Below are 17,830 nucleotides of genomic sequence, written 5' to 3'. Positions count from 1 at the left end.
GGATCACTGCCCTTGAAGCCAGTGTAGTTCAGGCACGCCAGGGTGGAGGCCGATCATGGCCTGTCCAGTCTCTCGCGCCTGTCAGCCAGGTAGTCGTTCAGCCCCTTGGCCTGGGCGATCGCCGCGCGGGTCAGCGTGGCATGAATCAGTCCTTCTCCTGCACCGGCCAACGCCGGACGATGGCCGTCCGGGCCGTTGAGGCTGCTCAGCCCACAATAGTGAATCGCGCCTTCGGCCCCGCAGTAGTTGGCGTATGCCAGGTAGCACTGGTTCTCGAACGCCCGGGCACGTACCGTCACCTCGCAGACGAAATCATAGGGCTGCATGTTCGCCGTCGGCACCACCACCAGTTCGGCGCCCTCCATGGCCAGGTGGCGCACGTTCTCGGGAAATTCCACGTCGTAGCAGATCAACAGCCCCAGCTTCCAGCCGTGCAGTTCGAACACCGCGCTGTGGGCATTACCGGCACTGAACATGCCGTGGTCCAGTTCGCCGAACAGGTGGGTCTTGCGGTAGTTGCCCAGGCGCTGGCCCTGGGCATCGATCACCTGGGCAGCGTTGTACAGACGCCCGTCTGCGCCGCGCTCCGGGTAGCCGTAGGCAATCGCCACACCGCTGTGTACCGCGATGCGCGCCACCTCGGCCGCTGCCGGGCCGTCGGCGGGCTGGGCCAGGCGCTGCACCGCCTCGCGGCCGATGTTGTAGCCGGTGAGAAACATCTCCGGGCACACCAGCAGCTGCACGCCTTGCCGGGCGGCGGTGGCGGCCTGCTGGCGCAGGCGTGCCAGGTTGGCGTCGATGTCCAGGGGCAGGGGCGGGCACTGGTAGAGGGCGATGTGCATGGGTCAGTCACCGAGGGCGATGGGGCCGATTTCGTGGAACACGTCGCCAGGCCCCGGGTTGTCGGCATGTGTCTGGCCACCGAAGTGGGTCATGATGCCCCATACCGAGTTCAATGCAGTCTGCACTGCGCCTTCGACCCAGGCCGGCGTCCAGGAAATGTCGTCGCCGGCGAGGAACATGCCGCGCTGCTCGGCGGGCAGGTCCTGTTGCATGAAGTGCGCGTACATGCGCTGGTTGTAGCGATAGTGGCCGGGCAGCGCACCCTTGAAGGCGCCAAGGAAATGCGGGTCGGCTTCCCACGACACGGTGATCGGGTCGCCGATGATGTGTGCGGCGATGTCCACCTTGGGGTAGATCTTCTTCAGCGCATCCAGGGCCAGGCGCACGCGCTTGTCGGTGGGGTGCGGCAGCATCTTCAGTGCGTCGCTCATCCACGCGTAGGACAGGCAAATGACCCCCGGCTTGTCGTCGCCGTTGTCGAACAGGTAAGTGCCACGGGTCAGGCGGTCGGTGAGGGTCATGCTCATCAGGTCGCGGCCGGTTTCCGGGTCTTTGTCTTTCCAGAACGGCCGGTCGACCATCACGAAGGTCTTCGACGACTGCATGTAGCGGGTGCGGTCCAGGGCCATCCACATCTTCTGCGAGAACAGCGATTCTTCGCATTCGATCTGGGTGGTCAGCAGCCAGCTCTGGCAGGTGGTCAGCACCGCCGGATACAGGCGGGTGTCGCCCCAGTTGTCGGTGACCGCCAGCTGGCCGTCCGAGGCGCGGGCGATGCGCTTCACGCCAGGGCGCGGTGCGCCATGGTGCAGCGACGACAGGCTGGTGCCCGCCGGCCAGTGCGTGCAGCGTTCCGGCGCGTGGCGCCAGATGCCCAGCGGCACCTGCTGCACGCCGCCGACGATCAGGTGCTGGTCTTCGTCGCAGTTGGTCATCACCACGCGGAAAATCTCCAGCATCGAGTTGGGGAAGTCCGAGTCCCAGCCGCCGGTGCCGAAGCCGACCTGGCCGAACACTTCACGGTGGTAGAACGACAGCTTGGCGAAGGCCTTGGAGGTGGCGACGAAATCGTAGAAGGTGCGGTCGTCCCACAGCGGCACCAGCTCGTTCCACAGGGTCTTGAGGCGCACCACGTCGCGGTCGCGGATGGCCTGCTGGATCTCGGAGAAGCGCGCGCCGCTTTCCAGCGCATCGGCCCAGGCGTCGGCGACCTCCTGGAACAGCGCCGGCAGGTCGGCCAGGGTCTGCGCGTAGTAGGTGTTGCCTTCCAGGTCGACCACCGTGCTGCCGGACGCCGGGGTCAGCGGGTTGGGGAAGGGGCGGGTTTCCAGGCCGAGCTTGTCGACATAGTGATAAAACGCCGTGGAGGAAGCCGGAAAGCGCATGCCGCCCAGCTCGGCGATGATGCCCTCGGCGCCCTCGAAGGGCTTGGAGCGCAGCCGCCCGCCCATTTGCGAAGCCTCGTAGACCACCGGCTTGAGGCCCAGCTTCATCAATTCGTAGGCCGCCACCATGCCAGCGATACCGGCACCGATGATCGCCACCTCGCGGCCATGGTGATGCTCGGGAATGCTGCCCAGGCCGGCGGGATGCGCGATCCAGTCGTCGAAGGCAAAGGGGAAATCCGGGCCGAACATGGTGATCGGCTTTTTACCGTCTGCGCGATGACGAGAGTGATGCATGGCTGTCCCTTAATTCTGGCGATGGCACGGTAGGAACAGTCTAGGCAGGCGCGCGCACGTTAATAAGGCGAAAAGTGTCGTCGATTTGCTGCTTTGTGCTGCATTTCGACGAGCGTAGAACTCACTGTGACGAAAACGGCAGTCATGGTGGGAGGGGTAGGACCGGCTTCAGCCGGGAAGCGATCGCATGCTCACAGCAGATGCGGTGAATTTCCTGGCGCTTTCGCGGCTGAAGCCGCTCCTACCGAAGGCCTACACCGGCTGGCCGCGGTCGATCTTGCTGCTGAGGATGATCGAGGTGGTGGTCTTTTCCACGCCGTCGACACTGCCGATCAGGTCCAGCAACTGGTCCAGCTGTTCGGGCGAGTCGGTGCGCAGCCAGGCCACGTAGTCGAACTCGCCGCTCACCGCACACAGCTGCTGGACCTGGCTCAGGCCACTCAGGCGGCGCAGCACTTCCTTGCCCGAACGCGGTTTGACGGTGATGCCCACGTAGGCCTGCAGGCCGCCATCCACGACCCGCTGGCCGAGGCGCACGCCGTAGCCGGTAATGACCTTGCTCTGCTCCAGGCGCGCCAGGCGCGAAGTGACCGTGGTGCGGGCAATCCCCAGCCGCCGCGCCAGCACTGCCACGCTCTCGCGGGCGTTGAGCTGCAGGGCGGCGATCAGCTGGCGGTCGATGTCGTCGAGGGCCGGTGGGCGGTTGTCGGGGAGGTTCATCTTCTTACAGGTTCCATTTGCGCGAGGTCTTGGCCAGGCGCGCTTGCAGGTCTTCGAGGGTCAAGCTCAGGCGCTGGCTCATCAGCAGGTAGCCGGTCAGCTCGCCGGGGGCACCGGCGGGCAGGGCCAGGGCTTCGAAGCTGCGCTTGAGGTGTTCGCCCGAGCCGGTCTGCAGCGCCCGGGCCATGCCCAGCAGGCGGCGGCGATTCTGCCGGTAGTCGGCGTCGAGTATCGCGCGGGTGGCCGCGTCAGGATTGGCCGGGCGGATATTGGCGAGGATCTCCAGCAGGCTCAGGCACATGCGGAACTGGCCCTGAATGGCGTCCAGCTCGACCATGGAAATCCGCACCTCCTTGGACACCGACGGCAGCAGCGAGCGCAGTTGCAGCATCACCGCGTTGAGGCTGGCGGTGAGCTTGATGTGTTCGTCGGCGGTCACGGCCTGGCCGTGGCTGATGCGCCCATACACCTTGGCGCAGTCGCGCAGGCCACGGGCCAGGTTGAAGCGCCAGGAGAACACCGCATACAGCGGCAGCGCAAAGGAGAACGCCAGGGCCAGGACGATGCCGATGAGGATGTCGACGGTGCGCCACAGGCCGTCGCTGATCGGGTTGACCCCATGGCCGGCGACGATGAACAGGGTGATGGCCGACAGCAGCGCCGTATAGCCGCCCTTGCCGATGGCGTGGTAGGCGAAGAAGCCGCACATCACCGACATCAGCGTGTAGGTCAGCAAGGGCATTTCCAGGTAGCCCTGCTGCACCACCACGAACAGTCCCAGACCCGCGCCGATCAAGGTGCCATAGGCGCGCTCCACGGATTTCTTGCGGATGTTGCCATGGTGCTGCAGGCCGCCGATGACGATCAGCATGGTCACCGAGGCCCATTCACCGTGGGGCAGGTTCAGGCCGCTGGTCAGCAGCATCGACACCAGCAGGCCCACGGCGATGCGTGCCGCGTGGATCAGGCGGGCATGGTGGTAGCGACGATAAGGGTCGAGCAGCGGCCGCAGCACGGGGCGCAGCCAGGAGGGAATGGAAGCGGTGCGGGGATGAGACATGCGTGGGCAGACCGTCGGCTGAGGAGGCTACAGTAAGCCACAACCGGGCCTGGCGCTGCCACGGCTGGCAGCGCTCTACCGATCGATCTTTGCGTTGGCGCAAGCTTGCTGGCGATGATCGTGGCAGCTCGCGACCATGCGTTGGGGGTACCGGCCTTTTCGCGAGCAAGCTCGCTCCCACAAGAGCCAAGGCAGGCGGTGCTTCCACCAGTTGGAAAACCCACCTGAAGTCAGCTCGGCTCAGACCTTGAAGCGCGAAATCATGCCGTTCAGGCCCACGGCTAGGCCGGAAAGCTCCTGGCTGGCGGCGCTGGTCTGGTTGGCACCGGCCGATGTCTGCAGCGACAGGTCGCGGATGTTCACCAGGTTGCGGTCCACTTCACGGGCGACCTGGGCCTGCTGCTCCGAGGCACTGGCGATGACCAGATTGCGCTGGTTGATGGCGTTGATCGACTGGGCGATGACCTCCAGCGCCGCATCGGCTTCGCTGGCCACATCCAGGGTGCTGGTGGCGCGTTGGCGGCTGGTGTGCATGGCTTCGACCGCCTTGCCGGACCCCGCCTGGATGCCGGCGATCATGCTTTCGATCTCGCGGGTCGACTCCTGGGTACGGTGCGCCAGGCCGCGGACTTCATCGGCGACCACCGCGAAACCACGCCCGGCTTCGCCCGCCCGTGCCGCTTCGATGGCGGCGTTGAGGGCCAGCAGGTTGGTCTGCTCGGCCACCGAGCGGATCACGTCGAGCACCTGGCTGATGTCCTGTACCTGGCCGGCGAGGGCTTCGATGTCCTGCGAGGTGGTGGTCACGTCCTGCACCAGCAACTGAATGGACTCCAGCGCCTGGTTGACCTTGTCGCGCCCCTCATGGGTGCTCTTGTCGGCATCACGCGAAGCCTCGGCGGTGATCACCGCGTTGCTGGCGACTTCCTCGACGGCGGCGGTCATCTCGTTGACCGCCGTGGCCGCCTGCTCGATCTCGGCATTCTGCTTGTGCAGGCCACGGCTGGCGTCTTCGGTGACCGAGCTCAGCTCTTCGGAGGCCGAGGTGAGTTGATCGGACGAGGCGGCGATCTGGCTGATGGTGTCGCGCAGGTTGTTCTGCATGAGGTTCAGCGCCTTGAGCAATTGCGCAGGCTCGTCCTGGCCGCTTACGGCGATGCTGCGGGTCAGGTCGCCACCGGCCACGCGGTCGGCGACCACCACCGCTTCACCCAGCGGCTTGACGATGCTACGGGTGAGGATCACGGCGATCAGCGCCATGGCCGCCATGGTCGCCACCAGGGCACTGACGATCACTACGAAGGCTTCGTCGAATACGTCGCTGCTGACCTGCGCCGACTCGATGGCGTTGTCGGAGTTGTAGTGGCTGAGCTTGTACAGCGAGCCCATCATGCTGTCGGCCGAATCGGCCAGCGGGCCGTTGATCATGTGCATGGCCTCGTCACGCCGTCCGGCCTCCACGGCCTGGATGATGCGTGCCTGCAACTCGTGGTAATGCTCGGTGCGGCTCTTGAAGTCGTTGAACAGCGCACGATCTTCGGCATCCTGAATGGTCGCCTGGTAATCGCTGAGTGCCTTGGGGAAGCTCTGGCTGAGGGTGCGGATCGTCGCCAGGGTCTTGTCGCGCTCGCCCTGGTCTTCCAGCAGCACGGCGCGCAGGCCCAGCGCCCGCAGGCGGCCCAGATTGGTGCCAATGTCCCCCAGGGTGATGACCCCTGGCAACCAGACATCGCGCACCGCATCGGTAGCCGAGTCCATGCGTTTGGCCTCGTACAGCGCGATCAGCCCCATGCCCAGTACCAGCACGCCCAGTAACAGAAAAATAACGGCGGCTCGCGTGCCGACCTTCAGGTCCCTCAAGTTCATGTTGACTCCTTGACTGCAATGTTGAATTGACTTGCTCGGAACATGCATTTGGCAGGTTCCACAGCGCAGATGCGACCCATGCGGCAGTCTTGGCGCTGCCTGTAGTGAAAAGATGTTTGTCTGACCTTGTTGCCGGTGCAGGTCAATACGCCGGATGCGCCCGCACCGCCCCTGTGGGCGGTGCGCAAGGTCGCTGGAAGTGCCGTTGCCCATGGCAAGGCTGCTTGAATGTTGTTCGTTTTCGAACAAGCAGAGAGGTGCCGGACGAGCTTATCGTTTATCGGGCCCGGATGATGGCTAATTGATGTAGAACAAACAAGTTGCACCAAAGTCGCAGTGTTGGCCGAGTGGCGAGTTCAGGGGCTTACAGTGCGCTTGGGTAATTATTTGTAACTAAAGAGTGGAGGATTAGTTCAACGCTGGTCCGTTTTACGGGGCCTGCCGCAGGTCGCCCAGCCCGGGCGGTCAGGGCCAACACGAATCGGTTAGTCGTAGTCAGACCTTGTTGGAGCCTGCTCGCGATGGCTGCCTCAAGTCCACAGCAGATGCGCGGGCTTTGGCGGATTGTTCGCGAGCAAGCTCCAACAAAAGCCGGGATGCGCCTAACTGAGCAGTATGGTGGGTAGGGCCGACTTCAGCCGGGAAGCGTGGGCGGCTGAGGTTCGCCCTTGGGCGGTTCGTCATGCTTACCAGTCACTGCCTTGGCCTAGCAGCTCCAACGCATGCTGGCGTAGCTCCAGCAACCTGGGGTCGTCGCGGCGACGGGGGTAGGGGCGGTCGATCTGCAGTTCGGCCAGCACCCGCGCGGGCCTGGCAGAGAACACCAGCACCCGGTCGCAAAGCAACAAGGCCTCTTCGACATCATGGGTGACCAGCAGCGAACTGTAGCGCTGTTGCTGCCATAGGCGGATCAGTTCGCCCTGCATGGCGATGCGGGTTAGCGAGTCGAGCTTGCCCAATGGTTCGTCGAGCAGCAGCAGGCGCGGCTCGTTGATCAGCGCTCGGGCCAGCGCGGCGCGCTGGGCCATGCCGCCGGACAACTGGCGCGGGTAGGCGTCGCGAAACTCCAGCAGACCGACCTTGCCGAGGGTTTCATCCACGCGCTGGCGCTGATGCTTCAGCTGGCCCCTGGCTTGTAAGCCCAAGGCAACGTTGTCCCAGACGCTGCGCCACGGATAGAGGGTAGGGTCCTGGAACACCAGCACCCGGGAATGATGGGGGCCGGGAATCGGGCTGTCGTCCGCCAGCAGCTGCCCTGCCTGCAGTTTCTCCAGCCCGGCGACCAAGCGCAGCAAAGTGCTCTTGCCGCAACCCGAGGGGCCGAGCAGCCCGACGCTCTCGCCAGGGGCCAGGCGCAGATCGACCTTGTCCAGCACCGGCAGGCGCCCATCGCCCAGTTCGAAGGCGTGGCTCAGGCCACGAATGTTCAGGGTCATGCCGGGTTCTGCTGCCACCGCTGCCGCACTCACCATTGCACCGCTCCTTTCTGCCACGCCAAAACGCGGTCGCGAATCTTGAACAACAGGGTGATCAGCCCCGAGCAGAGCAGCGCCATCACCAGCAGCGCCGCATACATGTTGGCGTAGGCCGCCCAGCCCTGGGCCCATTGCAGGTACCAGCCCAGGCCTGCTTTCACACCCATCATCTCCGCCACTACCAGCACTGAGAACGACGCGCCCAGCCCCATGAACAGGCCGACGAACACGTTCGGCAGGGCGGCGGGAATGGCCACGCGCAGAATCAGGAAGCGCGAGTCGGCGCCCAGGGTGCGCGCTACCTCGTAATAGGCCTTGTCCACGCTCGCGACACCCGACCAGGTCAGCACCGTGACCGGGAACCAGGTGGCAAGGGCGATGAGAAACACGCTGGCGCTCCAGCTGGTGGGAAAGAAGAAAAAGCAGATCGGCAGCAGCGCGGTGGAGGGCACCGGACCGAGGATACGCAGCACCGGGTGCACCCAATAGCCGATGCGCTGCGACCAGCCGATCGACACCCCAGCGGCGAAGCCGCTCAGAGCGCCCAGGACCACGCCGTTGAACAGCAGCCAGAACGAATGCAGCAGGCTCTCGCCCAGGCGTGCCCAATCATCGATGAAGACTTCGATCAGCGCTTGCGGCGGGGCGAAGAACGGCACCGGCAACACGACGATCTTGGCGGTCAGCAGCACCCACAGCCCGAGCAGCAGGGGCAGCGCCGCCAGCCATGGGCCGGCAGGCTTGAGCGCGTCCAACGGACGGGCGAACGATCCTGGCAGCAGGGCGAGCAAAGCCAGCAGTAGTGCCACCGCGCCACTGGCGATGGCCAGCTCTTGAGTGAACGGCCAGGGTCGCCCGCCGTCCGGGTACAGCGCGGTGAACAGCGCGAAGGCCAGCCATGCCAGCGCCGCCAGCAGGCCGCCGCGCCAGGGCTTGACGGCGGGCGCCGGCGCGTCGCCGGTGCGTTCAAGCGAATACGTCGGCATGGATGCTCTCCGCGAATTGCACGGGGTCGGTGCGCGGGCGCAGCACTTCCACTTGCTTGAGGTCGCGGGCGTACACGGCGATCTCTTTCTCGAAGGTCTTGCCCACCGAGTAATAGCCGTGGGTGTGCTCGGTGAGGATCGCACGCACTTCCTGCTTGTTGGTATTGAGGGCGAACTTGAGAAACTCCTCGGCTACCGCATCGGGGTTCTTGAAGGCCCAGGCATGCGCCTGCAGGATCGAATGGGTGATCGCTGCGGCCACCGGTTGCTCGTTGCGCGCCAGCTTGCCGCTGACCCCCACCACGCAGCAGCTCATGTTCGCGTAGTCCTCGATCATATTGGTGGCCAACTCGCGGAAGGCCGGCTGCTGCTTGACCCGGTACATGATTGGGTCCGAGCCGCTGGCGGCCTGGATCTCGCCTTTTTCCAGCGCCACGCTGAGCAGGTCGATGGGGTAGACGCGCCAGGTCACGTCGCGGATCGGGTCCACGCCATGACGCTTGAGCATCAGCGAGAAGAAGTTCTTGTCTGCCGCCGCCATGTCGGTTACGCCGATAGTGCTGCCCTTGAGGGCGGCGAGGCTCTGTGGGCCGTCCTTGAGGGTCAGCAGGCGCAGGCAGCCACCGTGGGTGCCGGCGGTGAGCTTGACGTCGAAGCCTTGCTCCAGCGCCTTGAGCCAGCGCAGCGCCATGCCGGTGGCGGCGTCGGCTTTGCCGGTGGCCATGGATTCGAGCAGCACCTCGGTGGAGTTGCCGAAGTTGACGAACTCCACATCAAGGTTGTGGCGCTTGAAGATGCCCTGGCTGTCAGCCACGGCCACCGGGGCCAGGCACACCGCATTGAGATTGGTGGCGATCTTGACCTTGCGTGGCTCGGGCAGCACCCAGCGGCTGCTGTCCAGATCCAGCCCGCTGCCGACGGGTGGGCTGGTATGCCCGGCATGCCCGCTGTGAAGGTCGTCGGCGAAACCCAGGCGGCTGACCAGTGCTGCCGCCGTGGCGGTACCGGCCAGGGCGAGCAGGCGTCGGCGATTGAGGGACATGATGCTCATGGAGCCTCCGATGGCGATTGAAAGGGCCAGGAGGCGAAGCCTGTACCTCGATCGAGATGGCCGCTCCCTGAACGAAGCACACGTTATCGGTTATGAGAGTAATCAGGGAAATTCAATTTGGGCATAACCTAATATGCAAGGTGTGCAGTATTCGGACGGTCTGCCCTGGCACTTACCAACTCATCTCCTTCTTGGCCACTTTGGCACTCAGTTCCAGCGAGGCTTCGTCTGCCAGGCCGGGATAGCGCTTTTTCATGGCTTCGATGAGCGCCGCGGCGTCCTTGGCCTTGGCGGTTTCCGCGTCGAAGGCGCGGATGTAGCCAGCCGTGAAGGCCACCGACTCGGCAGCGCTTTGCGGACCGGGCAGGGCATGGCCGGGGATCACCATGGCAGGCTTCAGGGCCTGGATGTCAGCCAGGGTCTTGAGCCAGTCGGCGTGGGATTGCGCGGTCTGGGTATCGGCCATCCACACGTGCAGGTTGCTCGACAGCACCACGCCACCGAACACCGCCTTGAGCGCCGGCATCCACAGGTAGGTGCGCTCGGGTTGCGGGCCGTTCAGGCCCATGACCTGCAAGGTGTGGCCTTCCAGGGTCAGGTGGTCGCCCTGCAGCACCTTGGGCACGACCAGGCGCTTGGGCGCATCCGCGCCGAGCTTGGGTCCCCAGTAGGCGAGCTTGTCGTTCATGGTGCGCTGGATGTGCGCCACCGTCGGCGCGCTGGCCAGTACCTCGGCGTCGGGGAAGGCAGCGGTCAGGGTGTCGAGGCCGAAGTAGTAATCCGGGTCGCCATGGCTGATGTAGATCTGCCGCAGGGTCTTGCCGCTCTGGCGCACCTTCTGCACCAGTTGTTCGGCCTGGCGCTTGCCGAACTGCGCATCGACCAGAATGGCGTCGTGCTCGCCGGTGACCAGTACCGACGCCACCGGGAATACCGCATCGTGGCCGGGGTTGTAGGTTTGCAGATTCGGCGTACTGGCGGCCAGGGCTGCGCCGCTGATGGCCAGCGACGCGGCGGCGAGGAGGGAAGTGAACAGCGATTGGGCCATGACGGACTCCTGAGGCATTGAGGGCTTCAAGATAGTTGCTGAATGCAGCAAGAAAAATGCTAGATTCCCGGCATATTTGTTGCGCAGATCGAGCGAATCATGGATCGATTGATGGCTATGCAGGTGTTCGTCACGGTGGTCGACACCGGCAGCCAGACCGCCGCCGCCGAGCGATTGGGGGTGTCGCGTTCGGTGGTGTCGCGGGCCTTGGGCGAGCTGGAAACCTGGCTGGGCGGGCGCCTGATGCACCGCACCACGCGGCGCCTGACCCTGACCAGCGTCGGCCAGGAAATCCTGCCCAAGTGCCGCCGGTTGCTGGAACAGAGTAGCGACATCCAGGCCAGCGTCGCGCAGCCACAGGCCGAGCCCCAGGGGCCCTTGCGCCTGACCTGCAGCACCTCGTTCGGCCAGGCGCAACTCACGGCGGCCGTGGCGGACTTCGTCACCCGCTACCCCCAGGTGAAGGTCGACCTGCAACTGCTCGACCGCACCGTCAACCTGGTCGAAGAAGGCATCGACCTGGCCGTGCGCATCACCGATGACCTCGACCCGCAACTGATCGCCCGGCGCCTGGCCACCTGCGATTCGCTGGTGGTCGCCGCCCCGCAATACCTCAGCCGCCACGGCGCCCCGGCGCGGGCCGAAGACCTGGCCCAGCACAACTGCCTGACCCACAGCTACCACGGCCGCACCCTGTGGCGCTTTCGCCGGGGCGAGCAGGACGTGGCCGTGGAAGTCAGCGGCGGCCTGAGCAGCAACGACGCCGTGGCGCTGTTGCAGGCGGTGCTCAACCACAGCGGCGTGGCGTTGTTGCCCACTTACCTGGTGCTGCCGCTGATTCGCCAGGGTCGGCTGGTGGCGCTGCTGCCGGACCATCAGCCGGCCAGCCTGGGCATCCACGCGGTGTATGCCTCGCGGCGGCACATGCCGCTGGCCTTGCGCGCCTTGCTGGATTTTCTCGCCGAGCGCTTCGCGGGCGTCCCGCCATGGCAGCGTGAAGGCTGAACGCCCGGGCGATTTTTCAACCACCGATTTGCGTTTTGGCCGAACTGCGCCTTTGCTGAAGGTAAAGCGCCAGCCTGCATGGCACTTGGGTCTGCGGGTTGACGTTAACGTAAGGGTAAGGGAGTGGAGGCGGCGCGCATGTACGGCATTTCCGACTTGGCCAGCGAGTTCGCGGTAACCACCCGGACCATCCGTTTCTACGAGGAACAAGGCCTGCTCAAACCCCGGCGCAAGGGCCAGGAGCGCGTGTACAGCGCGCGTGATCGGGTGACCCTCAAGCTGATTCTGCGCGGCAAGCGCATCGGTTTCTCGCTGGTCGAGTGCAAGGAACTGATCGACATGTACGACCCGCGCAGCGGCAACCGCAAGCAACTGAAGCGCTTTCTGGAAAAGATCGAAGAGCGCCGCCAGCAGCTCGACCGCCAACTGGCCGACATCCAGCAGATGCAGCTGGAGTTGCAGGCCGCCGAACAACGCTGCCGCACCGCCCTGCAAGACTGCGCCACCTGCGAATAACCACAAGAACCAATCGCCCCCTGTGCGACGGAGGACCACCATGAGCCAGCTGCCCGGACTGAATTTCTTCCTTGGCGAGGAGATCGACATGCTCCGCGACTCGGTCGCCGCCTTCGCCGCCCGGGAAATCGCCCCGCGTGCCGCCGAAGCCGACCGCAGCGACCAGTTCCCCATGGACCTGTGGCGCAAGTTCGGTGACATGGGCCTGCTGGGCCTGACCGTCAGCGAAGAATACGGCGGTGCCGGCATGGGTTACCTGGCACACATGATCGCCATGGAGGAAATCTCCCGCGCTGCGGGGGGCATCGGCCTGTCGTACGGCGCGCATTCCAACCTGTGCGTGAACCAGATCAACCGCAACGGCAGCGAGGCACAGAAGCGCCGCTTTCTGCCGCGGTTGATCAGCGGCGAGCACATCGGTGCGCTGGCGATGAGCGAGCCCAATGCCGGCTCGGATGTCATCTCCATGAAGCTGCGTGCCGACCGCCAAGGCGACCGCTACGTGCTCAACGGCACCAAGATGTGGATCACCAACGGCCCGGACTGCGACGTGCTGGTGGTCTACGCCAAGACCGACCCGAATGCCGGGGCCAAGGGCATGACCGCCTTCATCGTCGAAAAGGGCATGCCGGGGTTCTCGGTGGCGCAGAAGCTCGACAAGCTCGGCATGCGCGGTTCGCACACCGGCGAGCTGGTGTTCCAGAACGTCGAGGTGCCCGAAGAGAACGTGCTGGGCGCGGTGGGCGACGGCGCGCGGGTGCTGATGAGCGGTCTGGACTACGAGCGCGCAGTGCTCTCCGGCGGGCCGCTGGGGCTGATGCAGGCGGCCATGGACGTGGTGGTGCCGTACATCCACGACCGCAAGCAGTTCGGCCAGAGCATCGGCGAATTCCAGCTTATCCAGGGCAAGCTGGCCGACATGTACACCACCCAGCAGGCCTGCCGCGCCTACCTCTACGCGGTGGGCAAGCACCTCGACGCGCAGGGCAGCGGCCATGTGCGCCAGGTGCGCAAGGACTGCGCCGGGGTGATTCTGTACACCGCCGAAAAAGCCACCTGGCTGGCCGGCGAGGCGATCCAGATTCTCGGCGGCAACGGCTACATCAACGAATACCCGGTGGGGCGCCTGTGGCGTGATGCCAAGCTGTATGAAATCGGCGCCGGCACCAGCGAGATCCGCCGCATGCTGATCGGCCGCGAGCTGTTCAACGAAACCCTGTGAAGCGGAGCCGGCCATGACCATTCTGCAGACCCGGATCAACCCCCGTGCCCCCGAATACCTCGCCAACCGTGATGCCCTGCTGGGTCAGGTCGAGGCCCTGCGCAGCCTGCTGGCGCAGGTCAGCCAAGGCGGTGGGGCAAAGGCCCAGCAGCGCCACCAGGCCAAGGGCAAGCTGCTGCCCCGCGAGCGCATCGAACGCCTGCTCGACCCCGGCTCGCCATTCCTGGAAGTCGGCCAGTTGGCCGCCCATGAGGTGTATGGCGAAGACGTCGCCGCCGCCGGGCTGATCGCCGGCATCGGCCGCGTCGAGGGCGTGGAGTGCATGATCATCGCCAACGACGCCACGGTGAAGGGCGGCAGCTACTACCCGCTGACCGTGAAAAAGCACCTGCGTGCCCAGGCCATTGCCGGTGAAAACCGCCTGCCGTGTCTCTACTTGGTGGACTCCGGCGGCGCCAACCTGCCACGCCAGGATGAAGTGTTCCCCGACCGTGAGCACTTCGGGCGGATCTTCTTCAACCAGGCCAACCTCAGCGCCCAGGGCATTCCACAAATCGCCGTGGTGATGGGCTCGTGCACCGCTGGCGGCGCCTATGTGCCGGCCATGAGCGACGAGACCATCATGGTGCGCAACCAGGCGACCATCTTTCTCGCCGGCCCGCCGCTGGTGAAGGCCGCCACCGGTGAGGTGGTGAGTGCCGAAGACCTCGGCGGTGCCGACGTGCACTGCAAGACCTCAGGCGTCGCCGACCACTACGCCGAAGATGATGCCCATGCCTTGGCCCTGGCCCGCCGCTGCGTGGCCAACCTCAACTGGCGCAAGCTCGGTGAACTGCAGGTGCAGGCACCCATCGCACCGCGCTATGCCGCCGACGAGTTGTACGGCATCGTGCCCAGCGACCCCAAGCAGCCGTTCGACGTGCGCGAGGTCATTGCCCGCTTGGTGGACGACTCGCAACTGGACGAATTCAAGGCGCTGTTCGGCCCCACCCTGGTGTGCGGCTTTGCCCGTATCGCGGGTTACCCGGTGGCGGTGCTGGCCAACAACGGCATTCTCTTCGCTGAGGCCGCGCAGAAGGGCGCGCATTTCATCGAACTGGCCTGCCAGCGCGGCATTCCGTTGCTGTTTTTGCAGAACATCACCGGCTTCATGGTCGGCCAGAAATACGAAGCCGGCGGCATCGCCAAACACGGCGCCAAGCTGGTCACCGCCGTGGCCTGTGCGCGGGTGCCGAAATTCACGGTCATCATTGGCGGCAGTTTCGGTGCCGGTAACTACGGCATGTGCGGCCGCGCCTACGACCCGCGCTTTCTGTGGATGTGGCCCAACGCCCGCATCGGCGTGATGGGCGCGCAGCAGGCCGCCGGGGTGCTGGTGCAGGTCAAGCGCGAACAAGCCGAACGTGCCGGCCAGGCGTTCAGCGACGCCGATGAACAGCGCCTGCGCCAGCCCATCGTCGAGCAGTACGAACGCCAGGCCTCGGCGCTGTATTCCAGTGCGCGACTGTGGGACGACGGCGTCATCGACCCGGCGCAGACCCGGGAAATCCTGGCCCTGGCGATTTCCGCCAGCCTCAACGCGCCCATCGAGGCCACCCGTTTCGGCGTCTTCCGCATGTAGGAGAGCCCCTGCCATGAACAGTTTCAGCCACATCGAACTGCACCACGACCCACGGGGCTTCGCCACCCTGTGGCTCAACCGCCCCGACAAACACAACGCCTTCAATGCCGAGGTGATCGCCGAGCTGAGCCAGGCCCTGCGCCAGCTGAGCGACGATGAAAACCTGCGCTTGCTGCTGCTGCGCGGGCGCGGCAAGCACTTCTCGGCCGGTGCCGACCTGGCCTGGATGCAGGCCTGCGCGCAGCTGGACTACGCCGCCAACCTCAAGGACGCGCATCGCCTGGGCGACCTGATGGACCTGCTGTACCACCTGCCGTGCCCGACCCTGGCGGTGGTGCAGGGCGCGGCGTTCGGCGGCGCGGTCGGCCTGGTGGCCTGCTGCGACTTCGCCATCGGCAGCCGTGAGGCGCAGTTCAGCCTTTCCGAAGTGCGCATCGGCCTGGCCCCGGCGGTGATCAGCCCCTACGTGGTGCAGGCCCTGGGCGAGCGCGCCAGCCGCCGCTACGCACTGAGCGCCGAACGCTTCGACGGGGTGCGGGCGCGGGAACTCGGGCTGCTTGCCGAGTGCTACCCCGAAGCCGAACTGGACGCGGCGCTGGGCCAGTGGCTGGACAACCTGCTGCTCAACAGCCCGCAGGCCATGCGCGTGACCAAGGCGCTGCTGCACGATGTGGGCAGCGGCGAGCTGAGCGATGCGTTGCGCCAGCGCACCGAAAGCGTGATCGCCGGCATTCGCGTCAGCGAAGAGGGCCAGGAGGGCCTGGCGGCCTTTCTGGAAAAACGCCGACCCGCCTGGCAGTAAGCCGCCCGTTCACCCACAGAGCCGTATGCCATGAATACGACACGAATCGACCGACTGCTGGTGGCCAACCGGGGCGAGATTGCCCGCCGCGTGATGCGCACTGCGCAGGCCATGGGCATTCACTGCATCGCTGTGCACAGCGCCATCGACCGCCACGCCAGGCATGTTGCCGAGGCCGACAGCGCCATCGACCTGGGCGGCGCGCGGCCCGGCGAGAGCTACCTGTTGATCGACAAGATCATCGAAGCCGCGCAGGCCAGCGGCGCCGATGCGGTGCACCCCGGTTATGGCTTTCTGTCGGAGAACGCCAGCTTCGCCCGGCGCCTGGAAGCGGCCGGGTTGCTGTTTCTCGGCCCACCGGCCAGCGCCATCGAGGCCATGGGCAGCAAGTCGGCGGCCAAGACCCTGATGGAACAGGCCGGCGTGCCGTTGGTGCCCGGCTACCACGGCGAAGACCAGGACGTGCAGACCTTCCGCGACGCCGCGCGGCGCATCGGCTACCCGGTGCTGCTCAAGGCCGCCGCCGGGGGCGGTGGCAAGGGCATGAAGGTGGTCGAAGACGAAAGCGGCCTGGCCGAAGCGCTGGCCTCGGCGCAGCGCGAGGCGCAGTCGGCGTTCGGCGATGCGCGCATGCTGGTGGAGAAGTACCTGCTGCAACCGCGCCATGTGGAGATTCAGGTGTTCGCCGACCGCCACGGCCACTGCCTGTACCTCAACGAGCGTGACTGTTCGATCCAGCGTCGCCACCAGAAGGTCGTCGAAGAAGCCCCGGCCCCCGGCCTGACCCCGGTACTGCGCCAGGCCATGGGCGAGGCGGCGGTGCGTGCCGCGCAGGCCATCGGTTATGTCGGCGCCGGCACTGTGGAGTTCCTGCTCGATGCCCGGGGCGAATTCTTCTTCATGGAAATGAACACCCGTCTGCAGGTCGAGCACCCGGTCACCGAGGCCATCACCGGCCTGGACCTGGTGGCCTGGCAGATTCGCGTGGCACGCGGCGAGGCGCTGCCGATCACACAGGAACAGGTGCGCCTGGACGGCCATGCCATCGAAGTGCGCCTGTATGCCGAAGACCCGGAGGGCGGCTTCCTGCCGGCCAGCGGGCACTTGGCGGTGTACCGCGAACCCGCGCCGGGGCCGGGGCGGCGGGTGGACAGCGGCGTGGCGCAGGGCGACGAGGTGTCGCCGTTCTACGACCCGATGCTGGCCAAACTCATCGCCTGGGGCGACAACCGCGAAGAGGCGCGCCAGCGGCTGCTGGCCATGCTCGCTGAAACATTGGTCGCCGGGTTGAAGACCAACCTGGTGTTCCTGCAACGCATCCTCGCCCACCCGGCGTTTGCCGACGCACAGCTGGACACCGGCTTCATCGAGCGCCATCGCCAGCAATTGCTGCCGCCCGCCGAGCCGCTGCCCGAGGCGTTCTGGCAACAGGCGGGGGCGGCCTGGCTGGCCAGTGAAGCACCGCGACGGCGCGACGACGACCCGCATTCACCCTGGGCCGCGCCCAGCGCCTGGCGCAGTGGCCTGCCGGCCAGTACCCGCCTGGCGCTGAGCTGTGCGGGTGAAGTGCGCGAAGTGACGGTGGCGCCGGCCCGGCAAGCGCCGCGTGCGGCCGCTGCGCTGCGCCAGGGCGACACCCTGTACCTGCGCTGGGGGCTGACCTGGCAGGCCGTGCAACGCGACGACCCGATTACCCGGCATGCCCTGGGCGAACAGGCCCACGGCGGCCTGACCGCACCGATGAACGGCAGCATCGTCAGCGTGCGGGTGCAGCCGGGGCAGAGTGTTGAAGCCGGCGCGCCGCTGGTGGTGCTCGAAGCCATGAAGATGGAACACAGCATCCGCGCCCCACAGGCCGGCACGGTGAAAGCGGTGTATTGCCAGGAGGGCGAGATGGTCAGCGAAGGTAGTGTGCTGGTGGAGCTGGAATGAA

15 protein-coding genes are annotated in these 17,830 nt (G+C 65.9%); 6 read left to right on the top strand and 9 right to left on the bottom strand.

Annotated features, from left to right (window positions below; genetic code table 11):
• Positions 1 to 53: 53 nt before the first annotated feature.
• The 9 genes from RRX38_RS13895 to RRX38_RS13855 all read right to left on the bottom strand — a co-directional run bounded on the left by RRX38_RS13895 (position 54) and on the right by RRX38_RS13855 (position 10,731).
• Complete coding sequence (locus RRX38_RS13895) at positions 54 to 842, bottom strand: carbon-nitrogen hydrolase family protein (RefSeq protein ID WP_315959608.1); 789 nt, start codon at positions 840 to 842, stop codon at positions 54 to 56.
• Between the two features lie 3 nt (positions 843 to 845).
• Positions 846 to 2,525, bottom strand: a complete 1,680-nt coding sequence (locus tag RRX38_RS13890; protein WP_315959607.1) for an NAD(P)/FAD-dependent oxidoreductase — start codon at positions 2,523 to 2,525, stop codon at positions 846 to 848.
• A 252-nt stretch (positions 2,526 to 2,777) separates the two neighbouring features.
• On the bottom strand, positions 2,778 to 3,245 hold the full coding sequence (locus RRX38_RS13885) for an Lrp/AsnC family transcriptional regulator (RefSeq protein ID WP_315959606.1): 468 nt from the start codon (positions 3,243 to 3,245) through the stop codon (positions 2,778 to 2,780).
• Positions 3,246 to 3,249: 4 nt separating this feature from the next.
• Entirely contained in the window at positions 3,250 to 4,305 is a 1,056-nt protein-coding gene (locus RRX38_RS13880) for an FUSC family protein (RefSeq protein WP_315959605.1), read from the bottom strand.
• A 240-nt stretch (positions 4,306 to 4,545) separates the two neighbouring features.
• On the bottom strand, positions 4,546 to 6,171 hold the full coding sequence (locus RRX38_RS13875; protein WP_315959604.1) for a methyl-accepting chemotaxis protein: 1,626 nt from the start codon (positions 6,169 to 6,171) through the stop codon (positions 4,546 to 4,548).
• A gap of 686 nt (positions 6,172 to 6,857) precedes the next feature.
• A complete protein-coding gene (locus tag RRX38_RS13870) occupies positions 6,858 to 7,643 on the bottom strand; it encodes an ABC transporter ATP-binding protein (protein ID WP_315959603.1) in 786 nt (261 codons plus the stop codon).
• Complete coding sequence (locus RRX38_RS13865; protein ID WP_315959602.1) at positions 7,637 to 8,632, bottom strand: ABC transporter permease; 996 nt, start codon at positions 8,630 to 8,632, stop codon at positions 7,637 to 7,639. Before RRX38_RS13865 ends, RRX38_RS13870 begins: the two co-directional genes overlap by 7 nt.
• Positions 8,613 to 9,683, bottom strand: a complete 1,071-nt coding sequence (locus tag RRX38_RS13860; protein ID WP_315959601.1) for an ABC transporter substrate-binding protein — start codon at positions 9,681 to 9,683, stop codon at positions 8,613 to 8,615. The genes RRX38_RS13865 and RRX38_RS13860 overlap by 20 nt, the downstream gene beginning before the upstream one ends.
• Before the next feature lie 172 nt (positions 9,684 to 9,855).
• Positions 9,856 to 10,731: an MBL fold metallo-hydrolase gene (locus RRX38_RS13855; protein WP_315959600.1), complete on the bottom strand. Its 876-nt coding sequence runs from the start codon at positions 10,729 to 10,731 to the stop codon at positions 9,856 to 9,858.
• A 99-nt stretch (positions 10,732 to 10,830) separates the two neighbouring features.
• On the opposite strand from RRX38_RS13855, the gene RRX38_RS13850 reads away from it, so the two are divergent.
• From RRX38_RS13850 to RRX38_RS13825, 6 genes are all read left to right on the top strand, one after another.
• Positions 10,831 to 11,736, top strand: coding sequence for a LysR family transcriptional regulator (locus tag RRX38_RS13850; RefSeq protein ID WP_315959599.1), 906 nt, complete (start codon positions 10,831 to 10,833; stop codon positions 11,734 to 11,736).
• A 138-nt stretch (positions 11,737 to 11,874) separates the two neighbouring features.
• Complete coding sequence (locus RRX38_RS13845; protein WP_315959598.1) at positions 11,875 to 12,252, top strand: MerR family DNA-binding transcriptional regulator; 378 nt, start codon at positions 11,875 to 11,877, stop codon at positions 12,250 to 12,252.
• Between the two features lie 40 nt (positions 12,253 to 12,292).
• On the top strand, positions 12,293 to 13,474 hold the full coding sequence (locus tag RRX38_RS13840; RefSeq protein WP_315959597.1) for an isovaleryl-CoA dehydrogenase: 1,182 nt from the start codon (positions 12,293 to 12,295) through the stop codon (positions 13,472 to 13,474).
• A gap of 13 nt (positions 13,475 to 13,487) precedes the next feature.
• Positions 13,488 to 15,095, top strand: coding sequence for a carboxyl transferase domain-containing protein (locus tag RRX38_RS13835; protein WP_315959596.1), 1,608 nt, complete (start codon positions 13,488 to 13,490; stop codon positions 15,093 to 15,095).
• Positions 15,096 to 15,108: 13 nt separating this feature from the next.
• Entirely contained in the window at positions 15,109 to 15,897 is a 789-nt protein-coding gene (locus RRX38_RS13830; protein WP_315959595.1) for a gamma-carboxygeranoyl-CoA hydratase, read from the top strand.
• A gap of 30 nt (positions 15,898 to 15,927) precedes the next feature.
• Positions 15,928 to 17,829: an acetyl/propionyl/methylcrotonyl-CoA carboxylase subunit alpha gene (locus tag RRX38_RS13825; RefSeq protein WP_315959594.1), complete on the top strand. Its 1,902-nt coding sequence runs from the start codon at positions 15,928 to 15,930 to the stop codon at positions 17,827 to 17,829.
• The last annotated feature ends 1 nt before the right edge of the window (position 17,830 follow it).

The sequence above is a fragment of the Pseudomonas sp. DTU_2021_1001937_2_SI_NGA_ILE_001 genome, from assembly GCF_032463525.1.
Classification (GTDB): domain Bacteria; phylum Pseudomonadota; class Gammaproteobacteria; order Pseudomonadales; family Pseudomonadaceae; genus Aquipseudomonas.
The sequence above is the reverse complement of the archived record's forward strand: the minus strand, read 5'-3'. Positions and strand labels throughout refer to the sequence as shown.